Consider the following 13,467-nt stretch of genomic DNA (forward strand, 5'->3'; position numbering starts at 1 on the left):
GCCGCTCCGCACCGGAATGGCCCGCTGCGCGGGGCCTCACCCCCCCCCGCCCCTTCCCGAAACCGGAGCTCCGCCCCGGACCCCGAGTGGCGGGCCCGCCCAGGGGAGAGTGCGCACGCGCGGGAGGAGCGTGGTTGCTCGCGCAGTTCCCCGCGCCCCCGGCCGGGCGCCCCCCCCCCCCCCCCCCCCCCCCCCCGCCCCCCCCCCCCCCCCCCCCCCCCCCCCCCCCCCCCCCCCCCCCCCCCCCCCCCCCCCCCCGGGCCGGGTACCGCCGGACAGCCGAACCGGCCACAACCGGAGCATCAGATACCAAGTCGGCCTCATCCTTGGGACGACCGGCCTGTGGCCTGGTCCATCCGCGTAGACTCCTGCGCGTGGCCAAGGTGACGCGGGACGATGTGGCACGACTGGCGGGTACTTCGACCGCGGTCGTCAGCTACGTCATCAACAACGGACCCCGGCCGGTCGCCCCGGCCACGCGCGAGCGTGTCCTCGCCGCCATCAAGGAGCTGGGCTACCGCCCGGACCGGGTCGCGCAGGCGATGGCGTCCCGGCGGACCGACCTCATAGGCATGATCGTGCCGGACGCCCGGCAGCCGTTCTTCGCGGAGATGGCGCACGCGGTCGAGCAGGCCGCCGCCGAGCGCGGGAAAATGGTGCTCGTCGGCAACTCCGACTACCGCAACGAGCGCGAGGTGCACTACCTCCGCGCCTTCCTCGGGATGCGCGTCTCCGGCCTGATCCTGGTCAGCCAGGGCATGAGCGAGAGCGCGGCGGCGGAGATCGACGCGTGGGACGCCCGGGTGGTGCTGCTGCACGAGCGGCCCGAGGCGATCGACGACGTCGCGGTCGTCACGGACGACGTGGGCGGCGCCCAGCTCGCCACCCGCCACCTCCTCGAACACGGTCACGCGTACGTGGCGTGCCTGGGCGGGGTCGACTCCACCCCGTCCGTCGGCGACCCGGTCGCCGACCACGTGGAGGGCTGGCGCCGGGCCATGCAGGAGTCGGGCCGCCCGACCGAGGGCCGGCTCTTCCAGGCCCCGTACGACCGGTACGCGGCCTACCAGGTCGCCCTGGAGCTCCTCGCGGGCCCCGACCGTCCCCCGGCCATCTTCTGCTCCACGGACGACCAGGCGATCGGTGTGCTGCGGGCGGCGCGGGAGCTGCGGATCGACGTGCCGGGAGAGCTGGCGGTGGCCGGCTTCGACGACGTCAAGGAGGCGGCCCTCACCGACCCGCCGCTGACGACGGTCTCCTCGGACCGCCCGGCGATGGCCCGTGCGGCGGTGGACCTGGTGCTGGACGACGGGCTGCGGGTGGCGGGCTCGCGCCGCGAGCGGGTGAAGCAGTTCCCGTCGGCGCTGATCGTGCGCCGCTCCTGCGGCTGCGGCTGACCGCACCCGCACCCTCCCGGACGGCGGGGCCACTCCCCTGGCCCCGCGGCCCTTACATCGGGCATACAGGAATCTGCCGCCCTTCTTAAGCTGCCCTCAGGTTCTTCTCATGCAGCGGGCCGAAGCTCATGAGCATGACGAACGAGACCCCGCAGCCCGGTATCCCGCAGCCCTCACCGTCGTACGCCGGCTTCCCGCCGCCGCCCGAGCAGCCGCCCACCGCGCACCGGGCCCGTGCCCGCCGCCCGGTGGCCCTCCTGGCCGCCGTCGCCATCGTCGCGGCCACCGTCGGCGGCGGTGCCGCCTACCTCACCGAGCGGTACGTCGGCGGGGACGGCACCACCGGCACCGGCACCGGCGCCGCCGGTACGAACGTCTCGCAGTCCAGCATGGGCACCGTCGCCGGTGTCGCCCAGGCCGTCGGACCCGCCATCGTCGAGATCAGCGCGACCTCCAGCGCGGGCGCCTCCACCGGCTCCGGCGTGATCATCACCGAGGACGGCGAGATCGTCACCAACAACCACGTCGTCGCCGGCGCGGACACCGTGAAGGTCACCCTGTCCACCGGCAAGTCGTACACCGCGAAGGTCGTCGGCACCGACCCGGACAAGGACCTCGCCCTCATCAAGCTCCAGGGCGCGAGCAAGCTCCCCACCGCCAAGCTGGGCAGCAGCAAGGACCTCAAGGTCGGCGAGCAGGTCGTGGCGATCGGCTCCCCCGAGGGCCTGTCCGGCACGGTCACCAGCGGCATCGTCTCCGCGCTCGACCGCGACGTCACCGTCTCCAAGGACCAGGACAAGGGCCAGGGCCAGGGCGGGCAGGGCGGCGGACAGGGCGGCTGGCCGTTCGAGTTCGGCGGCGAGCGCTTCAACGGCGACACCGGCTCCTCCAAGACCACGTACAAGGCGATCCAGACCGACGCCTCCCTCAACCCGGGCAACTCCGGCGGTGCGCTGATCAACATGCGCGGCGAGATCATCGGCATCAACTCCGCTATGTACGCGCCGAGTTCCGGCTCCGGCAGCAGCTCGGGCAGCGTCGGCCTCGGCTTCGCCATCCCCGTCGACACGGTCAAGTCCGACCTGGACAGCCTCCGCAAGGGCGGCAGCGGCGACACCGGCTCCCGGAACGACACCCCCTCGTCCCCCCAGGACCGGCTCGGCGGCTTCGGCATCTAGGCGTGCCCCGCGCCCAGGCAGCGGCGGCCCCCGGTCCCGCCGGACGGGCCGCGGCCCCCTCGGCCGTGCAAAGCTGGACCGCACCGCCCACCGGAGAACACCAGGAAGCCCCGATGACCCCCGCGACCTCCGCAGCCCCGCCCCCCGAGGAGCGCCCGCACGGCGCCGAGCGCATCCTCGTCGTCGACGACGAACCGGCCGTACGGGAGGCGCTCCAGCGCAGCCTGGCCTTCGAGGGGTACGGGACGGAGACGGCCGCCGACGGCATCGAGGCCCTCACGAAGACGGCCGCGTACACGCCCGACCTGATCATTCTCGACATCCAGATGCCGCGCATGGACGGCCTCACCGCCGCCCGCCGGCTCCGGCACTCCGGGGACACCACCCCGATCCTCATGCTGACCGCGCGCGACACGGTCGGCGACCGCGTCTCGGGGCTGGACGCCGGGGCGGACGACTACCTGGTCAAGCCGTTCGAGCTGGACGAACTCTTCGCGCGGGTACGGGCGTTGCTGCGCCGCAGCTCGTACGCGGCGCAGGCCGGGCTGCCGGCCGCGCCCGGCGACGTACTCACCTTCGAGGACCTGCGGATGGACATGGTCACCCGGGAGGTGACGCGCGGGGAGCGGCAGGTGGACCTGACGCGCACCGAGTTCACCCTGCTGGAGATGTTCCTGGCGCACCCCCGCCAGGTCCTCACCCGGGAGCAGATCCTCAAGTCGGTCTGGGGCTTCGACTTCGAGCCGTCCTCGAACTCCCTGGACGTGTACGTGATGTACCTGCGCCGCAAGACGGAGGCGGGCGGCGAACCGCGGCTCGTCCACACGGTGCGGGGCGTGGGCTACGTACTGCGCACGGACTCCGGGACTCCGGCGGGCACCGGCACCGCGCCCGGCACGCCTCCGGGCCACCGGCCGGGCGGCTCCGCGTGACCTCGCCGCTGCGGCGCCTGCGCACCCTGCCCATCCGCTCCCGGCTCGCGCTGCTGGTGGCGACGGCCGTCGCGGTGGCGGTCGCGGCGGTGGCGGCGGCGTGCTGGCTGCTCACCCGCGAACAGCTGCGCGGCGAACTGGACAACTCGCTGCGCAACATCGGCGTGCCGAGCTTCATGCTCCAGTCCACGTACACGGAGTGCCTGCCCAGCGGCCCGCCGCCGGACCGCAACGCGCTGCCTGGGACGGCGGACCTCCAGCTGGTGCTGGCCGACGGCAGCCGCTGTGTGCACAAGGGCTCCTCCCCGGTGACCGTGGAGCCGGCGGACATTCGGGTGGCGCTGCGGCTGCTGCCCGAGGCGCTGCACGACGGCACCAACAGCCAGGGCCAGTCTGTCCGCATCCTCACCCAGCGCGACGACGCCACCGGCCTCGCCTACTCCCTCTCCCGCCCCCTCAAGGAGGTCGACAACTCCCTCAACCGCCTCGCGCTGGTCCTGCTGGCGGTGACCGGCCTGGGGGTGATCGGCGCGGGCGCGGCCGGACTGTGGGTGGCCCGCACCGGTCTGCGCCCCGTGGACCGCCTCACCGGGGCGGTCGAGCACGTGGCCCGCACCGAGGACCTGACGGTCCGCATCCCGGTGGAGGGCGAGGACGAGATCGCCCGGCTGTCCGCGTCGTTCAACGCGATGACGGCCGCCCTGGCCTCCTCCCGGGACCTCCAGTCGCAGCTCATCGCCGACGCCGGCCACGAACTGCGCACCCCTCTCACCTCCCTCCGCACGAACATCGAGCTGCTCGCCCGCAGCGACGAGACGGGCCGCCCGATCCCGGCGGCCGACCGCAAGGCGCTGCTCACCTCGGTCAAGGCCCAGATGACCGAACTCGCCTCCCTCATCGGCGACCTCCAGGAGCTGGCCCGCCCGGAGAAGCCCACCGCGGGCCCGTCCGCCCCCCAGGTCGTCTCCTGGCACGACCTCACCCGCATCGCACTGGACCGCGCGCGGCTGCGCGGCCCGGAGCTGACCTTCGAGACGTCGCTGGCCCCCTGGTACGTACGGGCCGAACCGGCCGCGCTGGAGCGGGCCGTGGTCAACATCCTCGACAACGCGGTCAAGTTCAGCCCGCCGAACGGCACGGTCGAGGTCCGCCTGCACCTGGGCGAACTCACCGTCCGCGACCACGGCCCCGGCATCCCGCCCGCCGACCTCCCGCACGTCTTCGAACGCTTCTGGCGCTCGGAGTCGGCCCGCGCGCTCCCCGGCTCCGGCCTCGGCCTGTCGATCGTCGCCCGCACGATCCGCGAATCCGGCGGCGAGATCGCCCTGCGCGCACCGTCGGACGGCGGCCCGGGAACAGAGGCGGTCGTCCGCCTCCCGGGCGCCCCGACACCGCCGCCGAGCGAGGTGCCCTAGGGGCGGGGACGGCGGCGCACGGCCGGGAAGCGAATCACCCCAACGAGACGGACCGTCTTGCCAAGTCGCGGACAACCCGCTACTGTCGTGCGAGTCGAGACGGTTCGTCTCGTTGAGCGACACCTTCCTCGCCCCCTGCGAAAGGCCCCCACTTGTTCCCAGCAGCACCCCTCACCCCCGCCACCGCCTCCCAGCTCGCCGCCCTCGGCCTCACCAAGCGCTACGACGACCAACTCGTGCTGGACCGCGTCTCCTTCAGCGTCCGGCCCGGCGAGAAGGTCGGTGTGGTGGGGGAGAACGGGTCCGGCAAGTCCACCCTGCTGCGGCTGCTCGCCGGGCAGGAGCAGCCCGACAACGGCAGCCTCACCGTCGTCGCCCCCGGCGGCCGGGCCCACCTCGCGCAGACGCTCGGCCTGCCGGGCACCGCCACCGTCGGCGACGCGATCGACCTCGCGCTGGCGGACCTGCGGGAGCTGGAGCGGCGGATCGCCGACGCCGAGACCCGGCTCACCGAAAGCGGTCTCGACGCGTACGGCGCACTGCTCGCCGCCCACGAGGCGCGCGGCGGGGCGGACGCCGACCGGCTCGTCGACATCACCCTGCGCGACCTCGGGGAAGCCGCGGCGCTGGACCGGGACCGGCCGCTCGGCACGCTCTCCGGCGGGCAGCGCTCCCGGCTCGCCCTCGCCGCCGCGCTCTCCTCCGGCGCCGAACTCCTCCTCCTCGACGAGCCGACCAACGACCTCGACGACTCTGCCGTCCGCTGGCTGGAGGACCGGCTGCGGGCGCACCGCGGGACGGTCGTCGCCGTGACGCACGACCGGGCTTTCCTGGAGCGGGTCACCCCGACCGTCCTGGAGGTGGACGGCGACACGCACACCGTGCACCGGTACGGCGACGGGTACCGCGGATTCCTCGTGGCGAAGGCCGCCGCGCGGGCCCGCCGGGCGCGCGAGCACGAGGAGTGGAAGCAGGAGGTGGCCCGGCACACCGCGCTCGCCGAGGCGAACGGCGGCGCCATGGCCGCGGTCCCCCGCAAGCTGCCGCGCGGCTTCAGCGGCGCCGGCGCCTTCCGGGCCCGCTCCCGTACACACGGCGCCGCGGTCCGCGTCCGCAACGCCCGCGAGCAGCTGCACCGCCTGACCACCCACCCCGTACCGCCGCCGCCCGAGCCGCTGCGCTTCACCGGCCGGATCGCGGACACGGGCGAGGGGGCGGCCGTCGAGCTGACGGACGTACGGGTGGCGGGGCGGCTGCACCTGCCCGGCACCACGACCCTGGAGCCCGGCGCCCGCCTCCTGCTCACCGGCCCCAACGGCGCGGGCAAGTCGACACTGCTGGACGTCCTGGCCGGACGTCTCGCCCCCGACTCCGGGAGCGTCGTACGCCCCGCCCGGGTCGGCCACCTGCGCCAGGACACCCCGCCCGGGGACGGCCGCCGGGTCCGCGCCGCCCTGGGCGAGGAGCACACCGAACTCCTCGTGCGGCACGGCCTGCTGAGGCCGCGGGACACCGACCGCCCGCTCGCCGCGCTCTCCGTCGGACAGCGCCGCAAGCTGGCCCTCGGCGCACTCCTCGTCGCCCCCGTCGACCTCCTCCTCCTCGACGAGCCGACCAACCACTACTCCCCCGCCCTGGTGGAGGAGCTGGAGTCCGCCCTCGCGACGTACTCCGGAACCCTGGTCGTCGCCTCGCACGACCGGCTGCTGAGGGAGCGGTTCGGCGGGCGGACGCTCGCGCTCGGCACCACGTGAGGCAGGACGCGGCAGGGGCGGCACACCCGGAGGTGTGCCGCCCCTGCCGCCGTACGGGGAGGTGCTACTTGACGATCGTGATGCGGTCCGTGGCCGGCGGGGCCAGCGGCTTGGCGGCGCTGGAGTTCGCGGCCAGGTAGGCGTTGAAGACGTCCAGGTCGGAGGCCGCGTTCAGCTTGTTCTTGCCGAGGGCGAGGGCCGGGAAGTTGTCGCCGCCGCCCGCCAGGAACTCGTTCATCGCGACGCGGTAGGTCTTGGCGGGGTCGATCGCCTCGCCGTTCAGCTTGACCGTCGCGGCGTCGACGCGGTCGGCGCCCTTCTTGGTCAGGTCCAGGGTGTAGGTCAGGCCCCTGGAGATCTGGAGGATCCGGGGGGAGGCCTCGTTCGGGCCGCTGACCTGCTGCTTCAGGGCGGCGATGAGGTCGGCGCCGGTCAGGTCGACGACGTTCATCAGGTTGGTGAAGGGCTGGACGGTGAAGGCTTCCCCGTAGGTGACGACACCGTCGCCCTCCGCGCCGGACGCCTTGTAGACGAGGTCGGAGCGGATGCCGCCCGGGTTCATCAGGGCGAGCTGGGCGCCGCCCTTGTCGGCGGCGGACAGGCCCTGCTGCTGGGCGTCGGCGATGAGGTTGCCGAGCGGCTTCTCCATCGCCGTGGAGCCGCGGCCGTTGATGTCGGCGGAGATGTAGCCCTGCGGGCGGTTGGCGATCGGCGCCGCGAGGACGTTCCAGCGCTCGATCAGCTTCCGCATGTCCGCGCCGAGCTTCTCCCGCTCGGGCTGGTCACGGGTGACGATGTGGTTGCGCGAGCTGGGCGACTTGGCCGTGGTGCGGACGATGTCCTTGGTACGGCGGTCGTAGGTGAGCGTGGTCTCCGTGTAGACCTTGCCGAAGGAGGCGGCGGAGGTCACCAGACGGGGGTTGCCCGCCGGGTCGGGGATGGTGCAGACGTAACTCTGGTGGGTGTGGCCGGTGACCAGCGCGTCGACCTTGGGGCTGATGCCCTTGGCGATGTCGGTGATCGGACCCGAGATGCCGTCGCCGGGGCCGGGGCTGTCGCAGTTGTAGTCGTACGCGGTGGAGGCGGGGGCGCCGCCCTCGTGGATGAGCGCGACGATGGACTTCACGCCCTGCCGGTCGAGCTCCTTGGCGTACTTGTTGACCGTCTCGATCTCGTCGTGGAACTTCAGCCCCTTGACGCCCGCGGCCGTGACGATGCCCGGGGTGTTCTCCAGCGTGACGCCGATGAAGCCGATCTTGACGCCGTTCTTCTTCCACACCGTGTACGGCTTGAGGAGCGTCCTGCCCGTCTTCTCCTTGGTGACGTTCGCGGAGAGGTACGGGAAGTCGGCGCCCTGGAACTTCTTGGGCTTGCCCTTCTTGTCCTTCTCGTAGCAGCCCTCGGTGGGGTGGCAGCCGCCGTTCTGGATGCGCAGCAGCTCCGCCGAGCCCTCGTCGAACTCGTGGTTGCCGACGGACGTCACGTCGAGCTTCATCTTGTTCAGGGCTTCGACGGTGGGCTCGTCGTGGAAGAGCCCGGAGAGCATCGGGCTGCCGCCGATCATGTCGCCCGCGGCGGCCGTGACCGAGTACTTCTTGCCCTCGCGGGCCTTGCGGAGGCTGGTCGCCAGGTGCTCGGCACCGCCGGCGTCGATGGTGCCGACCTTGCCGGAGGAACCGGCCGGGGGCTCCAGGTTGCCGTGCAGGTCGTTGAAGGAGAGGAGCTGCACGTCGACGGTCCGGCCGTGGCCGTTGCCGTTCCCGTGGCCGCCGCCGTGGCCGTTGCCGCTCGGGCCCTGGGCACCCGCGGGCATCGCGGCGACGAGCGCGCCGACGGTGGTGAGCCCGGCGGCGGCGACCAGAAGGCGCCGCACCGCGCGGTTCGGACGAGGGTTCGCTGACATCTGTCCCCTTGTGAGTTCAGCGTGAAGGGTGTGGGCTGCGCCTCGCAGCCTATGGTTGACGCGCGTAGCGCAACAGGGGTGAGCCGGTTACGAGGTGGTTTCCGTTGGCCGTACGCGGGGCGTGGGCGCGCGGCACCCGTCGCCCCTGCCGCCCGCCGCCCCGCGGTCGTAACCTCGTCACCATGACCACTGACGCATCCACCGCCGCCTCCCCAGGCCCCGCCGCACCCCGGATCACCACCCTCGACGCGCTCGACGAGCGCCGCGCCGCGGACGTCCTCGCGCTGCTCGCCGACGCCGCGCGGGCGGACGGCGCCCAGGCCGTCTCCGAGCAGGGGCGGCTCGCCCTCAAGGGCGGGCGCCGGGAGGGGGTTTCGCACCTGCTGGCGTACGACGCGGACGACGTGCTCGTCGGGTACGCCCAGCTGGAGGACACCGACCCGGTGGAGGCGCCGGCCGCCGAGCTGGTGGTCGACCCGGAGCGGCGCGGGCAGGGGTTCGGGCGGGCGCTCGGGGACGCGCTGCTCGCCGCGTCCGGGCGGCGGCTGCGGGTGTGGGCGCACGGCGGCAAGTCGGCGGCCCGGCATCTCGCGCAGGTGCTGGGGATGGCGCTCTTCCGCGAACTGCGCCAGCTGCGGCGCCCGTTGGGCAAGCTCGACGAGCTGGACATCGCCGAGCCGGTGTACCCGGCGGGCGTGCGGGTGCGGACCTTCGTGCCGGGTCAGGACGACGCCGCCTGGCTGGCGGTGAACGCCGCCGCGTTCGCCCACCACCCCGAGCAGGGCTCGCTCACCCAGCGCGACCTGGACGACCGGATGGCCGAGGAGTGGTTCGACCCGCGGGGGTTCTTCCTCGCGGTGGCCGAGGACGACGGGCGGATCGTCGGCTTCCACTGGACCAAGGTGCACCGCGAGGAGCAGCTCGGCGAGGTGTACGTCGTGGGGATCTCGCCGGACGCCCAGGGCGGCGGGCTCGGCAAGGCGCTGACCGCGACCGGGCTGCGGCACCTGGCCGCGGAGGGGCTGCCGACCGCGTCGCTGTACGTCGACGCCGACAACGTGGCGGCCGTGACGGTGTACGAGCGGCTCGGCTTCACGACGTACGAAACGGACTTGATGTACCGAACCGAGTCGTAACACCCGCAGAACACCCCGAGGGGCCGGTGCCGATTGACACCGGCCCCTCTTTTGCATCACCCTTTCACTACTTGATTAGTGAAAGGGGGGTGAGCGTGATGGTCGAGTACCGCATCGACCGGCGCAACGGCGTCGCCACCTACCTCCAGATCGTGCAGCAGACCAAGCACGCCCTGCGGCTCGGGCTGCTGAAGCCGGGGGACCAGCTCCCCACCGCCCGCGCGGTGGTGGAGGCCACGGCCATCAACCCGAACACCGTGCTCAAGGCCTACCGCGAGCTGGAACGGGAGGGCCTGGTGGAGGCCCGGCGCGGGATGGGGACCTTCGTGACCCGGTCCCTGGGGGCGGCCCAGCCCGCCGGTTCGCCGCTGCGCGACGAGCTGAAGGAGTGGGGGAAGCGCGCCAAGGAGTCCGGGATGGACCGGGACGACGTGGCCGCGCTCCTCACCTCCGTACTGGACGAGGTATTCGACGGCGGGACACCCGCCGGCACCGCACAGCACATAGGGGAGCAGGGATGACGGCGACTGCCGCGATCGAGGCGGCCGGCCTCGGAAAGAAGTACGGACGGCGGGACAAGTGGGCGGTGCGCGACTGCTCCTTCCGCCTCCCGAAGGGACACATCTGCGCGCTCGTCGGCCCCAACGGGGCGGGCAAGTCGACACTGCTGGCACAGCTGGCCGGACTGCTGCGGCCGACCGAGGGCGTCGTACGGGTGCTGGGCGCGAACCCCGGCGAGGCACGCGAGCGGATCTCCTTCCTCGCACAGGAGAAGCCGCTGTACGGCCAGTTCAGCATCGCCGAGACGCTGCGCATGGGCCGCGAGCTGAACCCCGGCCGGTGGGACGACACCCGTGCCGAACGCATCGTCGCGGACGGCGGCCTCGACCTCGCCACCCGGGTACGGGACCTCTCCGGCGGCCAGCGCACCCGGGTCGCCCTCGCCCTCGCCCTCGGCAAGCAGCCCGAACTGCTGCTGCTGGACGAGCCGATGGCCGACCTGGACCCGCTCGCCCGCCACCAGCTGATGGGCAACCTGCTCGCCGAGGCGGGCGAGAGCGGCACCAGCGTCGTCATCTCGTCGCACATCCTGGCCGAGCTGGAGGGCGCCTGCGACTACCTCTTCCTGATGGAGGAGGGCCGGGTGCGGCTCGGCGGCGAGACCGAGGAACTCCTCGCCGCGCACGCCCTGCTGACCGGCCCGGTCGCCGAACTCGGCCCGGACACCACGGTCGTCGAGTCCCGGGTGACAGGCCGGCAGATGACGGCACTGGTCCGCCGGGACGGCGCCCCGGCCCCCGGCGGCAACTGGGAGTCCGTCGAACCGACGCTGGAGGAACTGCTCCTCGCCCACATGCGCTCGCCCCAGGCGCCCGCACTGCTGACCCCGAGCGCGGAACCGCGCACGACGGCCGCCGGACACTCCGGCCGCTCCAGCCACGAGACGGGAGTCGCCGCATGAGCGCCCTCACCCTGCTGCCCACCCTGCGCGGCCCCCAGTGGGTCACCATGCGCCAGCACCGCACCACGGCCCGGGTGTTCGCCTGGGTCGTGCTGGCGGCGGCCCTCGGCGTCGCGGCCTTCCTGATCGCCGCGGGCACCGACCCCAAGGGCTCGCTCGCACACAACGCCGACACCGGCATGGCCATGGTCCTGGGCCGGTCCACCACCGCGCTCGGCCTGCTGCCCGCCCTGGCCGGCGCGTTCGTCGCCGGCCCGCTGGTCGCCCGCGAGCTGGAGAGCGGCACGTACACCTGGCTGTGGACCCAGTCGGTGCCGCCCGTCCGCTGGCTGGCCGCCAAGCTGGCCCTGGCCACCGCGGTGATCCTGGGCGGCGCGACCGTGCTGGTGGTGCTGTTCCGGCTGGCCAGGGGCGGCCTCAAGGAGGAGTCGGCGTTCAGCCTGTCCTGGTTCGGCTCCGCCTACGAGATGCTCGGCCCGGTCATGGTCGCCCAGTGCGCGCTCGGCGTCGGTGTCGGCACGCTGGTGGGGCTGCTGGTGCGCAGGACCGTACCGGCGATGGTGACCACCGGCCTCGCGGTGATCCTCACCCAGGTGGCCTTCTTCTCCTTCCTGCGCGAACTGCTCTGGCCGGTCGAGACGATCACCCCCAAGGCACTCTTCGCCGGGACGCCCAACGTCCAGATGATCCAGGAGGGCATGCTGACCGCCACCGGCGAACGCATCCCCGTGGAGACCTGCCTGGGCCCGACCGGCGTCGGCAACACCCTGGAGGGCTGCATGGCCGACCTCGGCGGCGTCCGCAACTTCGCGGACGTCCACCCGGAGTCGCACTTCTGGCCGCTGCAACTGGTCGAGAGCGGAATTCTGCTCCTGCTCGCGACCGTCGCCCTGACGGTGGCCTTCCGGGTGCTGCGGAGGCGGTACGGGGTGGGGGCTTGAGCACCGTACGGGGGTCGGTCCGCGTGGTGCTGGCACAGCACCGGCGGACCCTGACCGCCGCGGCGGTACTGGTGGCGCTGGCCGCGGTGGCCGGGGGCGGCATGCGGTGGCGGTGGGAGTCCGCCGTCACCGCCCCGGACGCACCGGAACGAACCCCCGGCCTGCTGGCCCTGGCCGCCGAGTGGGGCGGCACCGCCCTCACCCTCCTCCCCCTCCTCCTCGGCGCGTTCGTCGCGGGCCCGATGGTCGCGCGGGAGCTGGAGTCGGGCACCCACCGGCTCGCCTGGACGCAGTCGGTGTCCCCGGCCCGGTGGCTGGCGTCGAAGCTGGCCGTCGTGCTGGCGGGGGTGCTGGTGGCGGTGCCGCTGCTGATGGCGGTGTACCGGGTGGTGCGCGAACCGTTCACGGCGTCCGAGTACCTGCAACTGCCCTGGTACCAGGGCACCGTGTACCGCGCCCTGGGCCCGGTGACCGTCGCGAACGCGCTGGCGGGGGTCGCGCTGGGCGCGCTGGCCGGACTGCTGGTGCGGCGGACGGTCCCCGCGATGCTCGCGGCGGCGGTCGCGGCGGGGGCGGTGCTGGTCGCACTCCAGGAGTGGCGGCAGGACCTGTGGCCGATGCGCACGTACGCGGGTCCGGGGGCCGGCGTGTCGCGCTACGACTCCCCGGAGTGGGGACACGGCGCGGGCTGGCAGACGGCGGACGGAACACGGCTGGCACTGGAGCCGTGCGAGAGGGCCGCCCGGGAGGCGGTGCGTGCGGGAGGGCCGGAAGGGGCGTACGAGAGCGTCTTCCGCAAGTGCGTCGCGGAGCGGGGCGGAGTGACGGAGTGGGCGGACTACCACTCGGGGGCGGACTTCTGGCCGCTGCAGCTGGTGGAGAGCGGAATCCTGCTGGTGCTCGCGGCGCTGGCGGCGTACGCGGCCTTCCGCGTCCTGAGACGCCTGCACCCGTAGGAGGCTCGGCAGTGGAGGTCCGCTGCGCGGGGCTTCTCCCCCACCCCGCCCCTTCCCGAAATGGGTGGCGATCCCTCCCCGGCCGGATGCGTATCCGCGGCTCGTACGTGCCCGCTCGCGCAGTTCCCCGCGCCCCTTCAGGGGCGCGGGGAACTGCGCGAACAACCAAACACCCACCCGCCAAATCCCCACCAGCCCCGCGGCAGCGGTTTAGGGAAGGGGCGGGGAGGGGCAGAACCCAGCGCCACGCGGCGGCAGCCGCACATGCGGCACAGCGGGAAGGGGCGGGGAGGGGCAAAAGCCCGCCGCAGGCGCGACACCGCCCGGCCGTGATCTCGACGCAGGCGCGACACCGCCCGGCCCGTCCCCCCGGGGGCGGCGGCTCCGGGGGAA

11 protein-coding genes are annotated in these 13,467 nt (G+C 73.5%); 10 read left to right on the forward strand and 1 reads right to left on the reverse strand.

What is annotated here, in order from left to right; translation table 11 throughout:
* Nucleotides 1-374: 374 nt before the first annotated feature.
* The 5 genes from ACFYVL_RS43285 (at nucleotide 375) to ACFYVL_RS43305 (ending at nucleotide 6,676) form a co-directional block, all read left to right on the forward strand.
* Nucleotides 375-1,397: a LacI family DNA-binding transcriptional regulator gene (locus tag ACFYVL_RS43285; protein WP_389255435.1), complete on the forward strand. Its 1,023-nt coding sequence runs from the start codon at nucleotides 375-377 to the stop codon at nucleotides 1,395-1,397.
* 134 nt (nucleotides 1,398-1,531) lie between these two features.
* Nucleotides 1,532-2,575 (forward strand): S1C family serine protease, encoded by a 1,044-nt coding sequence (locus ACFYVL_RS43290; RefSeq protein ID WP_389255437.1) that lies wholly within the window; start codon nucleotides 1,532-1,534, stop codon nucleotides 2,573-2,575.
* A gap of 113 nt (nucleotides 2,576-2,688) precedes the next feature.
* Entirely contained in the window at nucleotides 2,689-3,507 is an 819-nt protein-coding gene (locus tag ACFYVL_RS43295) for a response regulator transcription factor (RefSeq protein ID WP_389255439.1), read from the forward strand.
* Nucleotides 3,504-4,922 carry a sensor histidine kinase gene (locus ACFYVL_RS43300; RefSeq protein WP_389255441.1) on the forward strand — a complete coding sequence of 473 codons (1,419 nt, stop codon included), beginning with the start codon at nucleotides 3,504-3,506 and terminating at the stop codon, nucleotides 4,920-4,922. Before ACFYVL_RS43295 ends, ACFYVL_RS43300 begins: the two co-directional genes overlap by 4 nt.
* Before the next feature lie 152 nt (nucleotides 4,923-5,074).
* On the forward strand, nucleotides 5,075-6,676 hold the full coding sequence (locus tag ACFYVL_RS43305; protein WP_389255443.1) for an ABC-F family ATP-binding cassette domain-containing protein: 1,602 nt from the start codon (nucleotides 5,075-5,077) through the stop codon (nucleotides 6,674-6,676).
* A 64-nt stretch (nucleotides 6,677-6,740) separates the two neighbouring features.
* Here the strand turns inward: ACFYVL_RS43305 and ACFYVL_RS43310 are convergent, their stop codons facing one another.
* On the reverse strand, nucleotides 6,741-8,579 hold the full coding sequence (locus ACFYVL_RS43310; RefSeq protein ID WP_389255445.1) for a bifunctional metallophosphatase/5'-nucleotidase: 1,839 nt from the start codon (nucleotides 8,577-8,579) through the stop codon (nucleotides 6,741-6,743).
* A gap of 182 nt (nucleotides 8,580-8,761) precedes the next feature.
* Between ACFYVL_RS43310 and mshD the strand changes: the two genes are divergently transcribed.
* The 5 genes from mshD (at nucleotide 8,762) to ACFYVL_RS43335 (ending at nucleotide 13,074) form a co-directional block, all read left to right on the forward strand.
* Complete coding sequence (mshD, locus tag ACFYVL_RS43315) at nucleotides 8,762-9,715, forward strand: mycothiol synthase (protein WP_389255447.1); 954 nt, start codon at nucleotides 8,762-8,764, stop codon at nucleotides 9,713-9,715.
* A gap of 98 nt (nucleotides 9,716-9,813) precedes the next feature.
* A complete protein-coding gene (locus ACFYVL_RS43320) occupies nucleotides 9,814-10,236 on the forward strand; it encodes a GntR family transcriptional regulator (RefSeq protein WP_389255510.1) in 423 nt (140 codons plus the stop codon).
* A complete protein-coding gene (locus ACFYVL_RS43325; protein WP_389255449.1) occupies nucleotides 10,233-11,177 on the forward strand; it encodes an ABC transporter ATP-binding protein in 945 nt (314 codons plus the stop codon). The genes ACFYVL_RS43320 and ACFYVL_RS43325 overlap by 4 nt, the downstream gene beginning before the upstream one ends.
* A complete protein-coding gene (locus ACFYVL_RS43330) occupies nucleotides 11,174-12,118 on the forward strand; it encodes an ABC transporter permease (RefSeq protein WP_389255451.1) in 945 nt (314 codons plus the stop codon). Before ACFYVL_RS43325 ends, ACFYVL_RS43330 begins: the two co-directional genes overlap by 4 nt.
* Nucleotides 12,115-13,074: an ABC transporter permease gene (locus ACFYVL_RS43335; protein ID WP_389255453.1), complete on the forward strand. Its 960-nt coding sequence runs from the start codon at nucleotides 12,115-12,117 to the stop codon at nucleotides 13,072-13,074. Before ACFYVL_RS43330 ends, ACFYVL_RS43335 begins: the two co-directional genes overlap by 4 nt.
* The last annotated feature ends 393 nt before the right edge of the window (nucleotides 13,075-13,467 follow it).

This window comes from Streptomyces sp. NPDC004111 (assembly GCF_042874215.1).
GTDB lineage: Bacteria > Actinomycetota > Actinomycetes > Streptomycetales > Streptomycetaceae > Streptomyces.